Annotated in this window: 14 protein-coding genes and 3 pseudogenes; 7 read left to right on the forward strand and 10 right to left on the reverse strand. The window is 69.1% G+C overall.

Annotation, left to right across the window (positions count from 1 at the left end; translation table 11 throughout):
* Positions 1-226 precede the first annotated feature (226 nt).
* A complete protein-coding gene (locus IE267_RS39910) occupies positions 227-553 on the forward strand; it encodes a hypothetical protein (protein ID WP_229861576.1) in 327 nt (108 codons plus the stop codon).
* Between the two features lie 719 nt (positions 554-1,272).
* On the forward strand, positions 1,273-1,722 hold the full coding sequence (locus IE267_RS34275; protein ID WP_189765846.1) for a hypothetical protein: 450 nt from the start codon (positions 1,273-1,275) through the stop codon (positions 1,720-1,722).
* Positions 1,723-1,846: 124 nt separating this feature from the next.
* Here IE267_RS34275 and IE267_RS34280 read toward each other — a convergent pair whose 3' ends face one another.
* The 3 genes from IE267_RS34280 to IE267_RS34290 all read right to left on the reverse strand — a co-directional run bounded on the left by IE267_RS34280 (position 1,847) and on the right by IE267_RS34290 (position 5,325).
* Positions 1,847-2,455: a hypothetical protein gene (locus IE267_RS34280; protein WP_189765847.1), complete on the reverse strand. Its 609-nt coding sequence runs from the start codon at positions 2,453-2,455 to the stop codon at positions 1,847-1,849.
* A gap of 694 nt (positions 2,456-3,149) precedes the next feature.
* Positions 3,150-4,070: a recombinase family protein gene (locus IE267_RS34285; protein WP_189765848.1), complete on the reverse strand. Its 921-nt coding sequence runs from the start codon at positions 4,068-4,070 to the stop codon at positions 3,150-3,152.
* A gap of 247 nt (positions 4,071-4,317) precedes the next feature.
* A complete protein-coding gene (locus tag IE267_RS34290; RefSeq protein WP_189765849.1) occupies positions 4,318-5,325 on the reverse strand; it encodes a recombinase family protein in 1,008 nt (335 codons plus the stop codon).
* A 216-nt stretch (positions 5,326-5,541) separates the two neighbouring features.
* Here IE267_RS34290 and IE267_RS34295 point away from each other — a divergent pair, with 216 nt between their 5' ends.
* On the forward strand, positions 5,542-6,336 hold the full coding sequence (locus tag IE267_RS34295) for a nucleotidyltransferase domain-containing protein (protein ID WP_189765850.1): 795 nt from the start codon (positions 5,542-5,544) through the stop codon (positions 6,334-6,336).
* A 226-nt stretch (positions 6,337-6,562) separates the two neighbouring features.
* Here the strand turns inward: IE267_RS34295 and IE267_RS39915 are convergent, their stop codons facing one another.
* From IE267_RS39915 to IE267_RS34305, 3 genes and pseudogenes are all read right to left on the reverse strand, one after another.
* Entirely contained in the window at positions 6,563-8,089 is a 1,527-nt protein-coding gene (locus tag IE267_RS39915; protein ID WP_308428875.1) for a Tn3 family transposase, read from the reverse strand.
* Positions 8,008-9,579, reverse strand: a complete 1,572-nt coding sequence (locus tag IE267_RS39920) for a DUF4158 domain-containing protein (RefSeq protein WP_229861577.1) — start codon at positions 9,577-9,579, stop codon at positions 8,008-8,010. The genes IE267_RS39915 and IE267_RS39920 overlap by 82 nt, the downstream gene beginning before the upstream one ends.
* A 149-nt stretch (positions 9,580-9,728) precedes the next feature.
* Positions 9,729-10,690 (reverse strand): annotated as a pseudogene (locus IE267_RS34305) (zinc-binding dehydrogenase).
* Positions 10,691-10,821: 131 nt separating this feature from the next.
* Between IE267_RS34305 and IE267_RS34310 the strand changes: the two are divergent.
* Both IE267_RS34310 and IE267_RS34315 read left to right on the forward strand, forming a co-directional pair.
* Positions 10,822-11,397: a helix-turn-helix domain-containing protein gene (locus IE267_RS34310; protein ID WP_189765851.1), complete on the forward strand. Its 576-nt coding sequence runs from the start codon at positions 10,822-10,824 to the stop codon at positions 11,395-11,397.
* Between the two features lie 21 nt (positions 11,398-11,418).
* Positions 11,419-12,480 (forward strand): threonine aldolase family protein, encoded by a 1,062-nt coding sequence (locus IE267_RS34315; protein ID WP_189765852.1) that lies wholly within the window; start codon positions 11,419-11,421, stop codon positions 12,478-12,480.
* Between the two features lie 27 nt (positions 12,481-12,507).
* Here the strand turns inward: IE267_RS34315 and IE267_RS34320 are convergent.
* Positions 12,508-13,251 (reverse strand): annotated as a pseudogene (locus tag IE267_RS34320) (Tn3 family transposase); the annotation flags it as partial.
* Between the two features lie 97 nt (positions 13,252-13,348).
* On the opposite strand from IE267_RS34320, the gene IE267_RS34325 reads away from it, so the two are divergent.
* A complete protein-coding gene (locus IE267_RS34325) occupies positions 13,349-13,822 on the forward strand; it encodes a hypothetical protein (RefSeq protein WP_189765853.1) in 474 nt (157 codons plus the stop codon).
* A gap of 14 nt (positions 13,823-13,836) precedes the next feature.
* Here the strand turns inward: IE267_RS34325 and IE267_RS34330 are convergent, their stop codons facing one another.
* The 3 genes and pseudogenes from IE267_RS34330 to IE267_RS40220 form a co-directional block, all read right to left on the reverse strand.
* Positions 13,837-15,936 carry a tyrosine-type recombinase/integrase gene (locus tag IE267_RS34330; protein WP_229861578.1) on the reverse strand — a complete coding sequence of 700 codons (2,100 nt, stop codon included), beginning with the start codon at positions 15,934-15,936 and terminating at the stop codon, positions 13,837-13,839.
* On the reverse strand, positions 15,933-17,090 hold the full coding sequence (locus IE267_RS39925; protein ID WP_229861579.1) for a tyrosine-type recombinase/integrase: 1,158 nt from the start codon (positions 17,088-17,090) through the stop codon (positions 15,933-15,935). The genes IE267_RS34330 and IE267_RS39925 overlap by 4 nt, the downstream gene beginning before the upstream one ends.
* A 98-nt stretch (positions 17,091-17,188) precedes the next feature.
* A pseudogene (locus tag IE267_RS40220) lies at positions 17,189-19,636 on the reverse strand (Tn3 family transposase); the annotation flags it as partial.
* Between the two features lie 860 nt (positions 19,637-20,496).
* Here IE267_RS40220 and IE267_RS34340 point away from each other — a divergent pair.
* On the forward strand, positions 20,497-20,940 hold the full coding sequence (locus IE267_RS34340) for a hypothetical protein (RefSeq protein WP_189765855.1): 444 nt from the start codon (positions 20,497-20,499) through the stop codon (positions 20,938-20,940).
* Positions 20,941-21,104 lie beyond the last annotated feature (164 nt).

Here is a 21,104-nt window from a genome sequence, read left to right on the forward strand (position 1 = left end):
CCCGCGCCTGAGCCTGGTCTGCGGACGAGGAGGTCACTGAAGTCCCCTTCTGCCTCTGGCCCGGGCACCTCGAGATCACGGGGCCGGTACGGCCGCACCGGTGATCAGCGCGCGGTGTGATGATGGCAGTTTCCACGCCCATGGATGAACGGCGCGCTTTCTGGTTCGACTTGACCGCCGCAGTCTCGCTACGAAGGTGCCTCCATTGTTTGTGATCTTTGGAGGGATGCGGGTGCGCACCAGGGCCGTGTGGGCTGTCGGGATTGCCGGTGTGCTGGGAGTCCTTGCTGTCGGGCCGATGGCGTCGTCGGTCGCGGCGTTGTCGGGTGAGGAGCCGTGCCGGATCGACACCGATGCGGCCGTCATCCGCCAGGCCCCTTCAACAACGGCGGCAAGAATGGGGATCGGGTACCGCGACCAGAAGTGCCGCTTCCACGGCTACACCCGTGACGTGAACTGGGCGCACATCACGATGAAGGGGTCGGGCGTGGACGGCTGGGTGGAGCGGCACCTGATCTCCACGGCCAAGGAATCACTCGCCCGCACCTCCTGATGCGTACTCCCCTCCTGCTGCCCACCGTGCTGGCCGTGCTGGTCCTCAGCGCAGGCTGTGTGACCATCGCCCCCAACGCGGCCTCCCCTGCCGGGGGATTACTTCCCCGGGGGGAGCGTCTGGCCACGGTGGCTCCGGGCCCAGGGTGGCCGGACCCCGTCCAGCCGCCCGCACGGGAGACCCTGGCCCCCGCCTACGGCCCAGCCACCGCGACCTCGGCCGCTACCTCCCACCCTGCGGCCCGCCGCCCCGGACCGGGCCAGCCCCAGCACGAACCGGCTGTCGCCCCGTCACGGCACCCTCACCGCGTAACCGGCCGGCCCCCGGCTGTCATCCGGCGCTCCTCCCCTGCACGGCATCGCCCGCATCAAGTCCCTCCGCCGTATAACACCGGGGCGGTCTGTTCCTGGGCGCAGGGGACGGGCTTCGATCCGTCCGTGGTGCGCGCCTGCCGTCAACAGCTCGGCCGATGAACCGCTCGCCCGGATCCCTGTGACAAAGGTGCGTGACCCTTGTTGCCGCCTCACCGTTGGGCAGGACGATACGTGGGACTCCCGCCCTCCCCCCTGAGGCGGATCGTGTTCCGGCCCTGACGCCCCTTCCTCCCGCCGGCGTCAGGGCCGACGTGTCTACGGGCGCTGGGGCACGGCATTCACGGTGACGGCCCGATCCCGCGCACGGTTGAACTCAGCATGATCCGTCGTTCAGGAGGTTCACTCATGCCGAAGGCTCCGCGAGTCCATGCGTTATGGGCCGGGTTGTTGGCTGCGGCTGCTCTTGCCGTTGCGGTAGTCCCGGCCTCGTCGGACTCCTACGTCGATGAGCGCGCCAACACCTGTCACGCCGAGGCCGGCAACCCGTGCCTTTACGGCATGGTCGTCACCTACTGGCACCGGGCCGGCTCCCGGCAGCGCACCCTGAGCTGGATCTACGCCAACCGCAGCCCGGTCAGATCCCACAATCTGGCACGCTGGTGGTATCAAACACCGGGCGGACCCCGCCATGTCGGCGGAAGCTGGCGGGCAGGCAAAGCAGTGGAGTCCTGGACCGAGATCACCTGGGGTCGCGGCCGCCACGACCGTGTGGGACCCGACCTTCCCGCAGGCAGCCGGATCTGCGTGGAGTTCAACTACGGCGCCACCACCAAGCCCTGCATCACACTCAAGTAAGCGTGCCTGCGCCTTCGTTTGCCTATCTGGCATTCCTGGCGGGCCACGGATCGACCGTGGTCCGCTGGAGAAACCCAGCGCCGTCCTGCCTTCGATCCCCTCCATGGCCGCCGATGCGGGGTGGTCAGCGGTAGAGACTCCAGCGGCCGAAGCGGGCCAGCGTCTTGCGAGCTTCGTCCTTGCTCAGCCCCAGGGCTGCCGCGGCCTGTTCGACCGTCGCGTCCCGCTGCCCGGCGTGCGCCGACCAGTAGCCGACCTCGACCGCCGTCACCTCGAGCCGACGGGCCGCGCGCAGGGCCGCCAGCGGGGAGGTCTTCTCCAGCTTCTCGAGTTCGCCCCGCAGCTGCTCCAGCAGTGCGCTCACGCTCTCGGGAAGGGGGATGGCCGAACGCTCCACGTCCTGCGTGTGTCCGTCCCAGTCCATGCTGCACGTCTCTGCCACTGCCTCGGCCGCCTCGGCCAGGGGCTGGTCGCCGATCTCCTCCCAGTCCAACTGGTGCTCCGGACCGTTCCAGCCGCAGGAACACACCGCGCGCAGTACGGCCGCACGCGGCCCGTGGCCGAGGCCCGCGCCGTCGTAGATGCTCCACTGCGACACCTGATGCCCGTCGCCCGAACTCATCATGGGCACGAAGACCGCGGGCGGGACGCTGCCGTCGGCCAGGAGCACACCGACCCAGCCCGTATGCGAGGAACCGAACTCCTCCGTCGTCCACGTCTCCCGCTCGCGCATGACACCCCTCCACTCGATCATCCCCGCCTGCACGCCGGTACGGGTGTGCAGGAACCACGCTGGCGCAAGCGAACCGGTCGCGGGGCGGAATCACACAGAACGGCTGGCCCCTCGTTCGGGGTCGCTTTCGCCTGCGGCGTGGTCAGCGGCTCCGCCGGGGCCGACACAGGCCCTGCGCCGCCCGTACCCGCCAGGGCACCACGCTGCGCATCACCACAGCTCGGCCCGCAACTTACGAAGCTGATGGGGACAACAGAGCGGCGCTCAGGTTCCCCCTAAGTCCCTCCTGTACCACGGCAAGGTTCATGGCGGCAGGCACATCCCGCCGCGCGGGGGCGAGACTTGCAGTCCTCTGCAATCAGGGTGACCCTCATCGGTACACCCCGCGGGACTGGGACGCGACGTCTCGCTGGATGTGGCCGCGATGCTCTGCGGCGGTACTCCCGCGGTGCGGGAGCGAGACTCCAACCCGCTCGTCTACAGCCCCATCGAGGACGGTACATCCAGCAGGGCGCGGATGAAACAGACCGGCGAGGACCGCTCCCCTGGGCTGGGTCCGTACATCCCGCGGGGCGGGGACGCGACGTCTCGCTGGACGTGGCCGCGATGCTGTGCGGCGGTACATGGGGTAGCGCCGAGGTAAGCCCAAAAGCCGCCAGTACTTGATCTTGGCGGGTTGCGGTGGTCGGTCCGCTCAACGCAGGCTGGCAACCGGGAGTGCGTTGACGCGGTTCTCGTACTCGCGGCGGGCCTTGCGCTGGGCCGGGACCGCGGCGGTGCCGTCGAGGGGCTGGCAGCGGTCGAGGAGTTGACGGTGGACCGCAGGCACGGCAGTGACGCGAAGGGTGTAGCCCTGGCCGCGCCGTACGGTCACGCCCTGGTCGAGCGTGACGCGCTCGGCGGGCTCCAGCTCGGCGGCGTGGAGGAAGTCGGCGACCTTGCCCGGCATGTCGAGGACGACCGGCAGTTCCGGGGCCGGGGTGCCCGGGTCGCTGGCCGTGCACTCGGGCGGGAGATCGGCGACGGCGGTGCGGATGGCGCCGCGGCTGACATCGTGCTCGCGGGCGAGGGCCGCGATGGACCGGCCTTCCAGGTAGGCGGTGCGCACGTCGTCGGTCTTGTCAGCCGGGATGGCGGGGCGGCGTCCGCCCTTGTTGCCCTTGGCCTCGGCGGCCCGCAGCCCGTCGTACGTCAGCTCTCGCTGTAGATCCCGTTGGAGTTCGCCTGCGGCGGCGAGGGTCTGCACCGTGAACTTCACGGTGGACAGTAGCTCGCCGGTGCGCGGGTGGCGGGCGGTGAGGTCCATCGCGGAGAACGCGCCGTCGTGGATGCGCAGGGCGAGGCGGCCCTGGTGCAGGACGTCGAGCACGTCGAGAATGTGGCCCGTGCCCCGTACGAGGCGGAACATCTCGGAGATGTGCACGGTGTCGCCCGGCCGCGCGTACACGAGGAGGTCGCCGAACTTCGGGCGCTCAAGGGGATGGAGACGGCTGGAGGTGCCGCCCTCCTCCTCGAAGACGACCGGCTCCTCGTTCCCGGCCTCGTCCAGGACGAGGTTCTGACGGTCGGTCGACTGCTGGTCCGTCGACACCCGCTTGTAGACCAGGTTGGCCACGTTCTTCCTCGTTCCTGTCGGCGCATCGGACCCGGACTGTCATAAAACCCTGTCGTCAGCCGTCATCGGATCCGATTGGATTCTCGCCGCCGTGAGGCCGCGGAAAGTCCGGGTTCATTGGACGCCCGTCGAGCCTGTCGTCATTCGATCGTCTGACGACAGGCGCGTCCGGCGCGTGGCGGATCCCCATGCCTACGTGGCCCTGTCCTCCCGAAGCTGCCGCGAAGTGACATGTAGCGCTCTGTGATCAGAGTGACGCTCGGTCAGGGGTAGCGGGGCGGGGCTCAGGGACCGTCGCGGTCCGGCCGGCGGCGAAGTCGGCGTGGGCCTGCTCGACGGCTTCGGGGTACGCCTCGCGCTTGGCGTGCTCGGCGAGGGCCCGGTAGACGCTGGCCACCGAGGGGTTGTGGCCCTTGCGCTTGCCGGTGGGGATGAACAGGTCGGGCTGGATCTGCTCGACGGACTCGCCGCCCGCGCGGCGCCGCAGCACGGTGTGGAGCATGTCGTCGGTGATGACCGGGGGCCGGCCGCCGTGCTTGCCCTTGCGGGCGGCGGTGTCGAGGCCCTCCAGGGTGGACTCGCGGATGTTCTCCCGCTCGGTCTCCGCCATCGCGGCGAAGAACGCGAACAGCAGCTTGCCCGGCCCGGTGGGGTCGTAGAGGCCGGGCAGGGGTCCGGCGAGCATCTCCAGGATGAGGCCGTGGGCGGTGAGGTGGTCGGCGAGCGCGGTGAGTTCGGCGGCGTCGCGGCCGAGCCGCTTCATCTCGTACACGGTGAAGATGACCCGGCAGTGCGGGGCGTGTGCCTTGACCTCCCGCGCGGTCCGCAGCGCCTCCTCGAAGCGGGGCCGGACCCGGACGCGGGTGCTGATCTTCTCGCTGAAGATCTTGTCCCGGGGGATGCCGTGTCCGGCGAGCGCGTCGAGCTGGGAGTCGAGTTCCTGGCCGAGGGTCGAGCAGCGGGCGTAGCCGATGCGGATGTCCGCGCCCGGCAAGTCCGGGTCGACCGGGGCCGGGGGCGGGGTGCCCGCCCGCCACGGCTGTCCGGGCCCGCGGTCGGCCGGGGTGGGCACGCGCAGTGCCTTCTTCAGTCGGGGCACCAGGGTGAAGCGGCGGGTGTGGTAGGCGGAGGCGACGGCGCCGCCGCGCGAGCGGCAGGGTGATCCGGGCTGGGCATCGCACTTCGGACAGGCGTGCGCTTCGACGTCGTTCGCGTCCGGCTGGCCGGTCGGGGAGGGCTGCTGAGGGTCCGTCATGAGGTCGAATTTTCGCACAATGCAAGTCTCAGAAGGGGGTCCGCGCCGCTTTCGCGTGAGAACGGGTTCTGAGAACGAAACCGGGTCCGGCGGCGGTCCGGACGCCCGTTTCCGATCTTGCTCGGGCAAAGGACCGTTTGTGAGAAATTTGAGTTGTGATTCTCGCCCGCCTAAGTGTTACTTTGATCTGCTTTGCTCCGACCGGAAGGAAAGCAGATGGACGTCCCCTCCCTGCACAGCCAGTTCCTCAGCGACGTACTGCCCCGGATCCAAAAGGATGCGCGTGTGGCCGGTGTGGCGATCACCGGGTCGTTCGTAGGTGGCCGCCCCGATGTCTACTCGGATGTGGACCTGATCCTGGTCATCGATGACGAGGCGTACGAAGCGGTCATGCGGGAGCGGCTCGTACTGATCAGTTCCTGGGCTTCCCTGGTAGCCGGATTCACCGGGGAGCATGTCGGCGAGCCGCGCGTGATCATCACGCTGGTCGGGCCGCCCCTCCTGCACGTGGACTTCAAGTTCGTGCGGGCTTCCGATTTCGCCGAGCGGATCGAGGACCCGGAGATCCTGTGGGACCGCGACGGCCAGCTGACGGGTGCCCTCGCCCAGCAGCCGCCGGCCAGTCCGGCGTTCGACCTCCAGTGGATCGAGGACCGGTTCTGGGTCTGGGTGCACTACGGCGCGACGAAGCTCGGCCGCGGGGAGCTGTTCGAGACCATCGGCTTCCTCGCCTACCTGCGTGACAGCGTGCTCGGCCCACTGGCCGCCCGACGGGTGGGTGCGCCTTCCCGCGGTGTGCGCCACTTGGAGTCCATCGCGCCCGACGAGGCGCGCGAGCTTCAGGCGACGCTGTGCGGCTACGACCGCCACGAGGCCGGACGGGCGCTCCTGGCCACTGTAGATCTCTACCGCCGATGGTCCGATGCTGACGCAGCGGTCGTTGAACGGCACCGCAATGCCGAGGAACTCGCCGTGCAGTACCTCCACGACGTCATCGATCACGGCCGCTGACCTGGCGGCGGGCACCACCTCCACCAGAGCACGACCGGCGTGCCGTCCACTCAACGAGCGTGGCGTCTGGTGGGCACGATCCAGTCCGGGGGCGCCCGGCTCGAAGGTCCGCTCATGCCGCTGCTGTGGCGGACGCTGCCGAACACCGCTCAGCCCTTCCAGCCCTTCCCGGGCTGCCCGAGGCCGCCCCGGAAGGGCGTGGACACGGCCGGCCCGGCGTACCCCGTCAGGCCGTGACCGGCTCGCTGCTGCGCGGGCCGGGCACCGAGGCCGCCACTGCGGCGACGAGGTCGAGGTGGGAGTTCATGTCCAGCTCGAACCGGCCGTAGGGGTTCACGTGCGTCCAGAACAGCGGGGACAGGGCCCGCCAGTCGGCGTCGGTGAGCTTCTTCTGCCACTTCTCCTCGGCGAGGATGTCCTGGAGGAGCAGGGTGTTGACGTGTACCAGCGCGGACTGAAGCAGGTGCAGGGCGAGCATTGAGACCTCCTGGGACTCCTTGTCGGAGCCGGTCAGGTCGCCGTCCTTGCCGTAGAACAGGTCGTGGTTGGCGGAGTTCCAGTTCTCCACGACCTGGAGCCCGTCGTTGATCTCGCGCCGCAGCTCGGCGTCGGCGAGGTAGTCGCAGATGAACGCCGTGCGCACCGCCCGCCCGAGTTCCTCGATCGCCCGGTAGGTGGGGTGCTTGGGCCCGCCTCGGGTGAAGCGCCGCAGGACCTGCTCGGCCTCGGCGGTGCCCAGGCGCAGGGCGGTGGTGTACTTCACGATCTGGTCGTACTGCTGGGCGATCAGGTCCCAGTCGATTGTCTTGGTCGACAGCACCGGCGCCAGGTGTGGCCACGTATCGTCCTCACCGGCCGCCGGCCGGTACAGCCGCGCCGAGCCGACGTTCTTCAGCCTCGGCAGCAGGTTGAAGCCGAGCATGTGGGCGAAGGCGAACCCGACGATCGAGGCGCCGTGGGTGTCGGTGTACTGGCGGTCGATCTCCATGTCCGTGCAGTGCCGCAGCACACCCTCGATCATCGCCGCGACCTCGGACGCGGAGCAGGACTTCAGCTGGGAGTAGACACACAGCGACTTCTTCTCCACGTGCCAGTAGATCATCACCCCGGGCCCCCGGTACCGCTGGTGCCACTCGGTCATGAAGTTGCTGGACCAGGACCCGAACTTCTTGGAGTCGCTCGCGCAGGCGGTGCCCTCGCCCCACCACGCCTGATCGCGGGCGGCGAAGGTGGCGTTGACGAGGCGGACCAGGGCGGCGCGCAGGTTGGTGCGGGTGACGAATAGGTGCCGCACCCGGCGCAGGACGGCCTCGCTCTCGCCGTGCTTGCCGGTGACCGCGACCCGCTTGATGCCCATGTTCGTGCCCAGTGCGAACAGCACGAGCAGCAGCCGGCGCCGCAGCTTCGCCTTCGGGACCGCCTCCCTGGTGGCGACCGAGGCGAACTCCGAGGCGAACTCCGAGGTGAACCCGGTGGCGAACTCGGCCTCCTTGAGGATGTCGATCAGGTCGATGGTGCCCCAGCGCCGCTCGATCTCCGCCTTCAACGCCACCAGGTTCTCCGGCTCCACCTGCTTGCCCAGCGGCGAGACCTTGATCCACGGCTCGCCGTGCTTCCTGACGATGTCCACGCCGCCCGTCGTGCCCAGCTCCAGCGCGGTGTCGAGCCGGGTCAGGGACTCCCGCAGCCGCTTCTGGAGGGCTCCGATGAACGCCCCCGGGTCCTGCGGCTGGCGGATCGCGTCGTAGTGCACGTCGCGGTTGTCCTCGAAGTCGGGGGCAGGTCGTCCTCCGGGTTCTGCCACCGGCCCGCGCCCGGCACCCAGATCTCCCGGCGCCGCAGCGCGTCCCGCAGCGACACCAGCACGCACAGCTCGTACGGGATGCGTTCGACGCGGCCGCGCTCGTCCACCACCGCCTTGCGCCACTCCTCGCGCACCACTCCGGCCAGCGGGATCCTCTCCGACTCGTCGAAGAACGCCCCCTCCTTGGCGATGGGCTGGTCCAGATACCGCTTCAGCAGGTCGATGGCGTCCATCACCGGCCGGTACGCGGTGTTGTTGCACTTCAGCTCCAGCGCCCCCAGCAGCGGCGACAGCATCCGCCGCCAGTGCCCCGAGTACGACGACCGCAGCACCGTGCGCACCCGGGCCCGGTAGCGGGCCTCGTTCGCCGCCGCTTCCGCGGCCAGCGCCTTCAGCGTGGACTCCCCGGCCACCGGGAAAATCACCTTGCGGACCGTGCCGCCCGGCTCCGCGACCGCGGCCTCCGCCAGCCGCAGCAGGATGCCCTCCTTGCCGCGCACCCGTTTGAGGTCCTTGGTGAACTCGCCCTCGACCTTCTTCTCCGCCCGCGTGTTGATCCGCTGGACCAGCTGGATGAACAGCTCGACCAGCGAATCGGTGATCTCCGTCTGCCGCACGTGGCACAGCGCGGCCAGCAGCGTGTACCGCACCGGCGGCGCCGCCGCCCGCAGGTCCGAGGGGTACTCCTTCGACGCCCGCGCCCGCCACGCCGCCACCAGCTTCTCCGACACGTCCCCGAACAGCTCCGGCGCCAGCTCCAGCGCACGCACCCGCTGGAGCTTGTTCACCTCCGCCAGCAGACTGTCCAGGCCCAGCGCGCCCGGGTCCGCCTTCAGCTCGGAGAAGAACGACACACCTCCGCCCGCCGACTCCTCACCTCCGGCGTCCTCGGCCACCAGGTCGTCCAGCCGGGAACGGGTCGCCGCCGACAGGCGGCCCACCGTGGCCGTACAGAACCGCTCCTCGAAGGTGGTGACCGCCGACCCGACCAGGCGGGCGATGCGTCCCGGCGTCGGCGGCTCCATCCGCTCACCCCGGCAGCGCACCACCACGGCCTCCGCCAGCCGGTCCCGGTTCAGCTCCACCCCGCACAACTCCGCCGCCAGCCACTCGGCGAGCTGGGCCTGGTCCTCCGCGGTGCACTCCCGGAACCCGAACGCGCCCCGGATCTCCACCCGGTGCCGCTTGATCGCCCGCCCTGACCAGTCGTACGCAGCCCACTCCTCGGCCGGCACCTTCACCTGCTGAGCCACGTACGACACCGCAGGCGCCGGGATCTCCCCGTGATCCTCCGGGAACCGGGCCTCCACCTCGAAGAACTTCAGCAACAACGCGAACCCCAGCCGGTTCGCCCCCGACTTGTTCCGCAACCGCTCCTGGTCCTCCTCCAGCAGCGTCCAGACCTCGATCAGGTCCTCCGGCTCCCAGTCCTGCCGCACCCCGCGCTCCCTCCAGTCGTCGTGACCGGACCAACATCGCGGAACGGCCCCCTCAACAACCCCAGAAGATCGAAAACCCGGACAAGCGCACCCCCGCTTTGCTACAGAGAGCTACTTGTCACTTCGCGGCAGCTTCGGGAGGACAGGGCCTACGTCGTGAGCACGATCTTGCCGAAGAGGTTCCCGGATTCGAGCTTCTCGAAGCCCGCGCGGGCGCGGTCCAGCGGGAGGGTTTCGTCGATCACCGGGCGGACGCCGGTCGCCGCGCAGAAGGACAGCAGGTCCTCCAGCTCGTCCTTGGAGCCCATGGTCGAGCCGACGACCTTGAGTCCAGGAAGAAGATCCGGGTCAGCTCGGCGTGCGCCGGGCGGTCCCCGCTCGTCGTACCGCAGATCACCAGGGTGCCGCCCGGCCGCAAGGACTTCACGGAGTGTGACCAGGTGGCGGCGCCGACCGTCTCGATCACGGCGTCCACGCGCTGCGGGAGCCGTGCACCCGGCTCGTACGCGTCCACAGCGCCGAGCTCCACGGCGCGCTTGCGCTTGGCCTCGTCGCGGCTGGTCGCGAAGACCCGCAGGCCGGCCGCCTTGCCGAGGACGATGGCGGCGGTGGCGACCCCGCCGCCCGCGCCCTGGACCAGGACGGAGTCCCCGGGGCGGACGCCGGCGTTGGTGAAGAGCATGCGGTAGGCGGTGAGCCAGGCGGTGGGCAGGCAGGCGGCCTGTTCGAAGGAGAGCTCGGCGGGCTTGCGCAGGACGTTCCAGGCGGGGACGGTGACCTGCTCGGCGAAGGTGCCCTGGTAGCGCTCGGTCAGGATCGAGCGGGGCTCGTCGGGGCCGACCCCGTGGCCGCTCTGGCCGATGACGGAGTGCAGGACGACCTCGTTGCCGTCCTGGTCGATCCCGGCGGCGTCGCAGCCGAGGATCATGGGGAGCTTGTCCTCGCCGAGGCCGACTCCGCGCAGCGACCACAGGTCGTGGTGGTTGAGGGAGGCGGCCTTGACGTTCACGGTCACCCAGCCGGGGCGGGCCTGCGGGGCGGGGAGATCGCCCAGCACGAGGCCGTTCAGCGGCTGGTCACGGTCGATTCGGGCAGCGTAGGCAGCAAACATGATCCCGACGTTACCGCCGCTACCTGGACAAAATCCCTAGTCCGTTCAGTTTAATGAACGCGGAGTGCGCCATATCAACCCGTACGTTATAGTGAACGTATGGTTCATTCACGCACTGTCGGGGATTGCCGATGACGCCCCCGCCGCCCGCCCGGCAGCCGGTCAGCAGTACCGCGGCCGCGGTCGGAGCGAAGATCCGCCTGCGCCGCCAGCAGCGCGGGATGAGCGCGGCCGAGATGGCCCGGCGTGCCGGACTGAGCAAGGCCACGCTCTCGCAGCTCGAATCCGGCAAGGGCAATCCGACGATCGACACCCTGGACGCGATCGCGATCGCCTTGCGCATCCCGATCGCCGACCTCCTGGCCCGGGACGCGGACACGGGACCGGTCTACCGGCCGGCCACCGAGGCCGAGCCCGGCGAGGTCACCCGGGAGTTGCTGCGGCGCATCAGCAGCGGCAACAGCCTGGAGATCTGGCGCCTGCGGATTCAGCCCGAGACGGAGCTGGCCGGTGTGCCCCACGCCACCGGCACGATCGAGCACCTGCTCATCTCCAGCGGCTCGGTCACCGCGGGCCCCGTCGACGCACCCCAGGACCTCGGGCCCGGCGACATGCTCGCCTTCGCCGGGGACGCCCCGCACTTCTACCGCACCGGAGCGGAGCCCGTGGACATCACGGTCGTCTTCGCCTCCCCGATCATCACCTGACCAGCAAGGAAGCCCCCCCCCATGAGCACGACCCCCGCCACCACGCCCTCCGGCCTGTCCTTCATCAGCGACAACATGGCCGGCGCCTCCCCGCAGATAGCCCAAGCTGTCGCCGACGCCGCCCTCGGCCAGGTCCTGCCGTACGGCAACGACCCCTTCACTGAACGCGCCCGCACGCGGCTCGCCGAGGTCTTCGAACGCGAGGTGGACGTCTTCCCGGTCACCACCGGCTCGGCCGCCAACGGCCTGGCCCTGGCGGCCCTGACCCCGCCGTGGGGCAGTGTCCTGGCCCACCGCGACAGCCACATCCACCACGACGAGTGCGGGGCACCGGAGTTCTTCACCGGCGGCGCCAAGCTCGTCGGCCTCGACGGCGACGACAGCAAGCTCGACCCCACCGCCCTGCGGGCGGCGGCCGGCCGCAGGGCCGGGGACGTGCACAGCGTGCAGCCGTCGGTGATGAGCATCAGCCAGGCCACCGAGTCCGGCAGCGTCTACAGCGTCGCCGAGATCCGCGAACTGACCGCCGTCGCCAAGGACGCGGGCCTGCGCACCCATATGGACGGTGCCCGCTTCGCCAACGCCCTCGTGCACCTCGACACCACCCCGGCCGAGATGACCTGGAAGGCGGGCATCGACGTCCTGTCCTTCGGCGCCACGAAGAACGGCGCGATGACCGCGGACGCGATCGTCTCCTTCGATCCGGCGCTCTCCACGGAGCTGGCCTTCCGCACCAAGCGGGCCGGGCAGCTCACCTCGAAGATGCGCTTCCAGACCGCTCAGCTCGACGCCTACCTCACCGATGACCTGTGGCTGGACAACGCCCGCCAGGCCAACGCCATGGCCACCCGGCTCGGCGACGGCCTCAAAGCCATCCCCGACACCGGTCTCCTGGCGGTCCCGCAGGCCAACATCCTCTTCTGCCGCCTGCCCCAGCACGTCACCGACGGCCTCCTCGCCGAGGGCTACGCCTTCTATCACGACCGCTGGGAGCCGGGCGTCGTCCGCTTCGTGACCGCCTTCTCCCACAGCGCCGAGGACATCGATCAGCTCCTCGACGCCGTACGCCGCCACAGCGCCTGAACCACCCACACCCTCACGGCCGGCCGCTCATAGGTCGACGTCGTCCTCGTCGGGCCCGATCCCGGCCGCGTCCGGGTCACGCAGCGGGCGCAGGGCGCCAGCGGCCGGGGTGGAGGCGCTGAAGTTGTAGCGGCCGAGCACGTTGAGGTTCGCGTGCTTGAGCGGGGAGAGCCGAGCGATGTCCTCATCCCGCAGCTCGTGGCCCTCGGCGCGGAGCTGGGCGACGGCGGCGTCGATGTACTTCGTGGTCCACAGCACGATGGCGTTGAGGACGAGGCCGAGCGCGCCGAGCTGGTCTTCCATGCCGTCGCGGTACGCCTGGTGGATGGTGCCGCGCTTGCCGTGGCACACGTCGCGGGCGAGCTTGTGGCGGGACTCCTGAACGGTGAGCTGGCGGTTCATCTGCCGGCGGTAGGTGTCGTCCACCGGGTCGACCACCCGCAGCAGGTGCTCGGTCTTGGCGATCCGCCCGTACTCCGCGAATGCCGCCCCGAGCGGGGTCGGGCGCCCGTCACGTCCGAACATGCGCAGCAGGTCGTAGGCGCGGACCTGGTTGGTGACCAGGGAACCGGCGACCTTCAGCATGTCCGGCCAGTGCGTGATCACCTTGTTCAGGTTCACGCGGTTGCGGGCCAGGTCCTCCACCGCGCCGTAGGTGCCGGTCTCGACGCCGGGCATCGTGGCCCGCCAGAACCGCTGGTCGTCCAGGTCGCGGAACCGCGGGCTGAAGTTGTAGCCGAGGATCTTGAACAGGCCGAACACGATGTCCGAGTTTATCTGGACAGTTCAAGTTGATCTCCCTTCGAGGTGTCGTCAGGTCGTGCGGACATAGGGTGAAGCTCTCGACGAGGTGGCAGGGGGGAGCGTTGTGGAGGTGACCGTTCAATGGATACGGACGTCCTGGACGAAGGAGTCTCGTGGAGGGGAGGCCGCGGCTCGCAGGAACGCCGTCCCGGTCGGCTTTCGCGTCCCGCCAATGCCGCCCGCGGTCGCGCACGTGGTTCGCATGCATGAGAGCGACGGTTTCGACCGCTTCGACGGCCAGGAAGACCTGCGCAAGGTCGACGTCCAGCTCCGCGAAGACAAGGGTCGGTTGCGAGTCCTGCCCCGGGTCCAGCCCCTCTTTGCCATACCCCCTCGACCACGACGGCCCCCGGCCGTACGGCTTGTTCCCGGACAGTGGGTCCGCTGGCAGCTCAACTACCGTTTCAGCAGCGCGGCGGGAGTGCGGGGCTGGTCGTACTGGCTCGACACCTTCAACATCGCTTACGGACCGGTGAAAGCTGACGTGTTCTTGTCTCCGCCCACGGTGCTGGTCGATGAGCAAGGACCGGTCCGATAACCCCCAGGTAGCAGTCACGGGCCACCGGTGCTCTCGGCTTCCTCTTCCGGATGGGCGGGTTGACCGAGGTCCGCGAGAAGCTTGTCGATGCGGTCGCTGGTGCAGCGGTGTCGTTCGACCTCGCGCTCCCAGCCGCGTTGGGCGGCATCGAGAGCGAGAGTCTGCTCGACTTCGCGTCGGGCCCGCAGACGTGGTGCGTACTCGGGTGTGGTGACGAACTTCGCGCAGGTCAAGTAGAGGTCGCATTCACAGGGGCCTTCGGCGGGGAGGCGCAGGCAGCGGCCGAGTTCGAGTTCGGTCTTGAAGAAGTTCGTCGTGAGCCAGTCGACCGCGGTGTCCGGCAGCGAGCCGTTGCGCAGTTCGTCGGCGGCCGGCCCGGCGATCGTGGCGCCGGGGCCGAGCACGGCCTTGTAGTCGCGCAGTACTTCCTGGTCGCTGATCTGCGCATAGACCAGGGCCATGCTGACGGAGGTGTGGCCGAGCACCTTCATGATGGTGTGGAGCTTCGCGCCGCGCTCGGCGAGTTGGGTGCCGACGGTGTGCCGGAACCGGTGGGCCGAGACGGTGCCACGTCCGGTGCCAGCGCGACCGCCCGGGCGGACCAGTCCGGCAGCTTTGCAGGCGTCCTGGATCGGCGTCTCGAACAGGTAGAAGGTTGACAGGAGCTTGCCGTGGCTCATGAACAGGTAGCGGATCTCCTCCCCGCTGCGTTCGTCGGTGAACGGTCTCTCGGGTGCGTTCCGGCGCAGGTCGATGGCGTGCTGCAGGGCTGTCGCGGCGTCCTCGTGCAGGGGGACGACGCGTTCTTTGTAGGTCTTGCGACCGGAGAGACGCAGTCGTGCGGTGCCGTCGGGGTAGCGGTCCAGACAGTCCATGGGCAGACGTTGGATCTCGGTGCGTCGGGCACCGGACCAGCGGGCCACGAGCAGTGCGGCGCGTTGGAACGGGCAGGCGATCGCGTCGATGGCCGGCATCAACTGGTCGAGTTCGTCGTCGGGGATGAAGCGGGGCACTTTCAGCGGGAATTTCGGTGCGTCACCGGCGCCGATGAGGGTGTGGCCGGGCACGTCCGGATATTGCCAGAGCGCGGTGTCCCGGAAGAACTGCGACAGCCCGGAGATCCGCTGAATCCGTGACATGACACCGAGCGGCTTGCCGGTCTTCTCGGTCGGCGCTTCGGCGATGTGCCCGATCCAGCCCAGGCAGTGGTCACGTGTGACATCGGCGAACGTCGTGATACCGGGGTGGTTGGCCTCAAGCCACCGGCAGAACGTGCGCACCGCGAGCTCCAGCTTGTCCACTGTCGAGGGAGCGTCGGTCAGTTTGCGGGCCGCCAGCCACTTCTGTGCGACGGCCAACATCCGGGGAGGAAGCGTCAGCGGTGGTTTCCACGACGGCATGAGCTTGCGTGGCTGCTTGGCGACCTGGCCGCGGTGGAAGAGCACCACCTCAAGCTGGTGCAGGTGCGTGATCCAGCTCTTTGCCGGGCCCTCGTAGAACTGTTGCGCCGACGGGTAGAAGGACGCGAACTCCGGGTCCTCAGGGAACAGACGGATGGCTTCCAGGACCTCGGCGACGTGATCGCCGGTGATGTCGGCGACGTCGGTCAGACCGTTGCGCAACGCGATCCGGGCCACCGACCAGTGCATGGCCTGCTTCGCGGACAGCCGGTTGTAGCCGAGCGCGACGGCTTCCTCGACCAGTGTCATGGTGCCCGGATCGATTCCCAGCAGGGCGGCCTGGTCGTGAACGCGCAGCTGGCCGACGGCGAACATCCACGGGTAGTCGAATGTCGCGTACCCGTGCAGGCCCAGATAGGTCAGGTAGGTCCGGGCCCGGTGGGAGGTGGGGAACGACGGACGGTGGAAAGGTTCCCCGGGTAGCCGGCCCGCCCGTTCCACCAGGGGTTCGGCGAACCAGGTTTCCAGGTCCGGCCACCGGGTCCGGAAGTCGCGGTAGTAGCGCAGTTTCGCGTTGAGGTACTGACGATTGAAGCTGTCCTGGCCGCGGACGGCCGCTACGTATTGCCCCTCGGGGCAGTGCCTGGGGCGCTGACGGCGGACCGGTTCCGGCGCGGCGCCCAGCGCGGCGGTCGAAGCCGTGACGCCCCTCACGAATGTCCCTCCGCCGGCTTGCCCAGCACGTCCAGGGCCCGGTGGTAGTCGGCGACGACTGCTGGATCGGAGACCCGGGTGTAAAGACGAGTGGACTCGGGCGAGGCGTGACCGAGGCGCTTTTGCAAGGTCAGTTCACGCATGCCGCCCTCCCACATCGCGGTCGCGTGCGTATGACGCAGCGCGTGGGGCGTTACCCAGGGCTCGCGGATGCCAGCGCGGGTGCAGGCCCGGGAGAACATCCGCACCAGGCCGTCGTAGCCCAACGCCTCCAAGCGTCTGGTTCCGCGGCCGCCGATCAGGAACACCAGCCGGGTGTCGGCGTCGTCGGGGCGTTCGTTCATCACGTAGGCACTGACCGCCGCCAGAGTCGCGGTCTCGTGCAGGTCGACGACCCGCTCGACCCGGGACTTCGACCGGACGCCCTTGGGATGGTCGTCGCGATGCCGGACCACGACGCGCCGCCGCCCGTAGGCCAGGTCGTCCAGGTGCAGGCCGAGCACTTCGCCGGGCCGCAGCCCGCCGTGGAGCATCAGCAACACGATCGCCCGGTCCCGCAGCCCGCGAAGCTGTCCGAGCAGCAACTCGACCTGGCCGTCGTCCAGCGGACGAGGCACCCGCTGGACGGTCTTGACGCGCACGGCCCGGCGGACCGGCCGTTGGCGGCTGGCCCGTCCCATGAACGGGCGATGCCGCTCGGAGACGTGCAGAAGTGCAGGGTCCGGACGCTTCTCGATGGGGTTGGCCCGCTCCAGCAGCCCGGACAAAATCGCGTACTCGTAGAACGAGGACACCGCAGCCAGAATCCGGTTCACCGTGCTGCCCGCGAGCTTGGTCGCCGGACCGTCAGCGGCCATCGTCACCACCGACAGCGTCATCCGCCGACGCGGGCGGCAGGACGGTACCGACCGCAGGTACTCCAGCAACGCGATCGCGTCCGGAGGCCCGAACCGCTCCCAGGTCAGATCCCTGGTCGCGAAGAAGCGCCACAGGTGCCGAAGGTCGTAGGAGTACGCGATGAGCGTGTTCGGCGAGCAGTCCCGCGCGCCGAGAAAACGTAGGAATCCGGCGACGACCTCGACTGGCGTCCCGTCCTCGTCGAGCAGCTCGACCAGGGTCGAGCCGTCCTCCTGCCGCCGCTGCTGAACCCGCACAGACACTCCCCGAGCCGTCGCACCCGACAGCCCGGACGGCCGCCCCCGACCCTCAACGAGGGGCAAGGTGTCCATGTAACTAAATGGCCCTGGGTATCGGCGTGCACGGTGGTCGGCTTGACCTCGCTGGTGTTCTTGAGGAGGCCCTCGATGATGTAGACGGCTTCCCACACCCCGCACGGGATGAAGTGCGTGAACAACGCGATGTAGGTGTCGGAGATGTGGTGGTAGGCGATGCCGCCCGCCTTGCCGTACCGCACGCTCGTCTCGGCGAGCAGGTTGTTGAGGTAGGTATCCATGTGGGTGCCGTCCGCTGCCACGGCGGTGCCGTCGCCCCACGCCTGGGAGATGTCGAGGCGGGCGTGCGCGTTGACCAGGTCGGCGACGGCCTCGTTCAGCAGCGTGATGGAGAAGTGCCGGTTGGCCACGCACGACAGCTCGTGCCCGGATACCCCGGGGATGTGCTTGGCCGCCTCGTACGGCCCCATGTTGGTGCCCTTGACGAACGTGGTCAGCACGTACCGGCCGAACGGGTCCTTCAGCTTCGGGTCGTTGCCCGAGGGCGGGCCGAAGCGTCGCCACCACTCCACCCAGTACGCGGTGCGGGCCGCGATCCCCATCAGCGTGCGCTCCGGCATCCGGGCCTTGACCTCCTGCTCCAGCCGCTTCGCCGAGGGCCGCTGTCCCTCGGAGCGGTGCGGCTGGAGTGACGGGATGCCGGTCTCTGGGTCGATGACCAGGCCCTCGTTGTCCGGATACCCGGCATCGGCCGCGGCGGCGGCGCGGCGCAGCTTGTCCTCCAGCTGCCGGCGGAAGGACGCCGCGTCGAAGGTAACGGCCTCGCCCTCCTCGCACAGCCCGACCTCCACCAGGTAGTCGGCCAGCTTCTCCTGGATGTCCTCCCACGCGAGCAGCTGCTCGGACCAGTCGGCGTACTCCTCCGAGCCGACCACGGCGACGTCCCCGGTGCGTAGCTCTTCGGCGAGGTGGGTGAAGACCATCGCCTCGAAGTGCTTGCGGACGAACCGGCCCGGGCGCGTCTTGTCGAGCACAGCCTTGCGCCAGTTCTGCGTGGCGAAGGAGATGTCGACGGCTCTGCCGTCCTCGCCGAGGGCGGTGATGTACTCGCCTCGGGCGCTCTCGTGGCGCATCGCGTGCGCGAGCGCGATCAGCACCCGTCCGTCCTCGGACGTCGTGGTGAACTCCAGCTTCTCCGCCAGGTCGAACATCACCGACCGGTCCCGGCCGAGCTGCCCGTACAGCAGCACCTCCCAGAAGTTGCCGTGATGCGCGGAGACCTTCTCGATCTGCTCGTACTGCCCCGCGAACCCGCCGAAGCCCTCCACCGCCTTGGTGACCGCCCCCAGGCCACCGGCCTGCACCAACTGGGCCTTCGCCAGGGCGAGCACGGCCGGGGAGACTTCCCCGCCCAGGCGCCGGGCGACCTCCTCCACCGGCGCCGCCTCGTCCAGCCCGTCCAGGGCCTTCACGGCCTCGGCGGTCATCGCCGCAGCCTTCGCCAATGCCTCCTGGGCGGGGCCACCGTCGTCTAGGTTCTTGAGCACGGTGCGGTAGTTCCCGATCAGGGACTCGACGATGTCCCGCTCAGCGAGCCGGATCTCCTCCAGCTCCTCCTTGGCCTTCTTGATCTTCATGGCGACCCGCTTGCAGAGCATCGTCGCCAGATCGTCCCGTACCCGCATCCGGGACTTGTGGGCGAGGCAGGCCAGCAGCGCGATCCGCTTGATGGCCGCATAGCCCCGCAGCTCGGAGGCGTCCGCCGCATCCGCCTCCCCGGCGAAGTCGGTGACCTTCGGTGCGGCGACGCCGTCCACCCGCACCGCGGTGTCGCCGAGCTCGTCCAGCCACTCCAGGTGCGTGAACAGGCGCTTGACGTGCGACCAGATCGGGCCCTGAGCGGTCTGCTTCAGCCGGTTGAACCGCGTGGTGCCGTCACTGTCACGCTCTTCCAGTAGCCGCAGCATCCCCGTCTGCTCGGCGAGGCTCATCCGGTCATGGATGCCGCAGCAGATCGAGGTGTTCACCTCCGTGCGGATCGTGGAGGCCATCGTGTCGAAGGTGGAGAACGCCGGCAGTTCCAGCCCGGCCGCCACCACCCTCTCCAGCGCGATATTGATCAGGTCGGCGGGGCGGTTCTTCGCAGCGGCCTCCTTGCGGATCGCCACCTCAGCGATCTGCCGGGCCTGGGACTGCTGGTACTTCGTCCCCACCCGCTGGCGCACCTCCGCACGCTGCCGCTCGGCGGTGCGGCCCGTTTCGTACAACGGGAGCGTGCCCTCCGGCAGCTCGACCGTACGGCGGACGAAGTCGACCACCATCTCCGGATACTCGTCCGGCTTCGGGAACCGGCCCATCCGCTGATACGACTTCAGCGCCAGCAACAGCGCGAGCTGATGCCCGTCGGAGTCCATCCGCTCAGCAGCCCACACCGCCTCCTCCCGCGTCGGCGCGAAGAAGAGATGCAGCTCATGCGCGGTGATCAGCCGCTTGAACCGCGGATACGCGGTCCGCTCGATCGAGGTCACAAGTCCCGCCCCAGGCCCAGAGATCAGTCAGTACCAGCACCAACGACCTTGGGCCGAATGGGTGACGGCTGCTACCGCACAGGGCGCCAAGATCAAGTACTGGCGGCTTTTGGGCTTACCTCGGCGTTACCCCTACATCTCGCGGTTGGGGGGCGAGACGGGGAAGCTGAAGACGCGGTCCATCGCGACTCCCGTACATCCCGCGGTGGGGGGGCGAGACAGCGGCGGCCTCTCCCAGGCGATTCAGAGCAGCGGTACATCCCGCGGTGCGGGGGCGAGACGGCGGCGCCACGGGCAACTTCCACGCCGGAGACCGTACATCCCGCGGTGCGGGGGCGAGACAAGGTCCAGATCCTGCTCTACCAGGCCGGTGCCCGTACATCCCGCAGTGCGGGGCGAGACCCTTTTTCACCTGCGGTGTTGAAGGGCCTTTGCCGTCATTTGCCTCATGGGAAGCCATAAGCCCCTGAACCCGGTCACTATCCCGCGAGTGCGGGGAGGTGAGCCCTGCGGGTAAAAGTCGGATCGGGGTCCATCCCGCACAGGATTGTGCGGGAGCTTCGAGAGTAACGATCGGGTGCCCATCAGGCCACGCAACATGGCGTCGCTGATTGAAAGTCTTCTCGAATCACCAGGGGAGCAGTCTTCCCGGCTCGTATGTCCGCCGGGCGGAACGAGGGCGGCCCCACGCGGATCGGAGCCAGCCTTCCCGCTGGTAGCCGGATCTGCACCGACATCAACTGCGGCGCCGGCCTTGGATCAGCAGAACGCGCGACACCACACAGCCAGCGGACTCGGCGGAAGGACTCCACCATGATCTCCCGCCCCGCCTGGTCGCTGGGGTGGCTAAGGTGTTGTCCATGTCTGCGGAGCTGACTCCAGATCAAATCCTGCGCGTGGTCGCTGCGCTGGAAGCAGCCTGGGGCGGTGATGAGGACGCGCTGGCCGCTCTGGTGCGCGGTGGTCACCGCGAACAGCCGCTGGCGCAACTGATCACCCATTACGGCGCCAGCCGGCTGCAGAGCATGCTCTTGGTCGTCACCGGCATCGTCCGCCTGGACGGGCCCGACCTCCAGGAGGCCCTGTCCGAGTTTCGTGAGGGTCTCATCTCGCACATGACGACGATCGCCCTGAGCATGATGGCCGGCTGGGCGCACACGGCCGGTGACGATGTCCGGGCGACAGGCGAGCTTGCCCGTCAGGTCATGAGGGCTCTCCTGTCGTTCACAACGGACGGCGACGACCCGCGAGAGGTACAAGCCCTGCTCGCACACCTGCGGGCCAACGCCGTGGCCCATTCCTGAATCTTGGGTGCTCCCGGCAGCGGCAGGGATGGACAGCCGATGATCCAGCTGCCGACGACACAGCTCACCGGCCAGAGTGTGGGCGCTCGGCCGTTGCGGGCCGGGTACGGCGTGGAGAGAGCTTGTTCACCGGTGTTTGTCCGTGGTGAGGCCTACGGTGGGAT

The sequence above is a fragment of the Streptomyces xanthochromogenes genome (assembly GCF_014650455.1).
Taxonomy (GTDB): domain Bacteria; phylum Actinomycetota; class Actinomycetes; order Streptomycetales; family Streptomycetaceae; genus Streptomyces; species Streptomyces xanthochromogenes.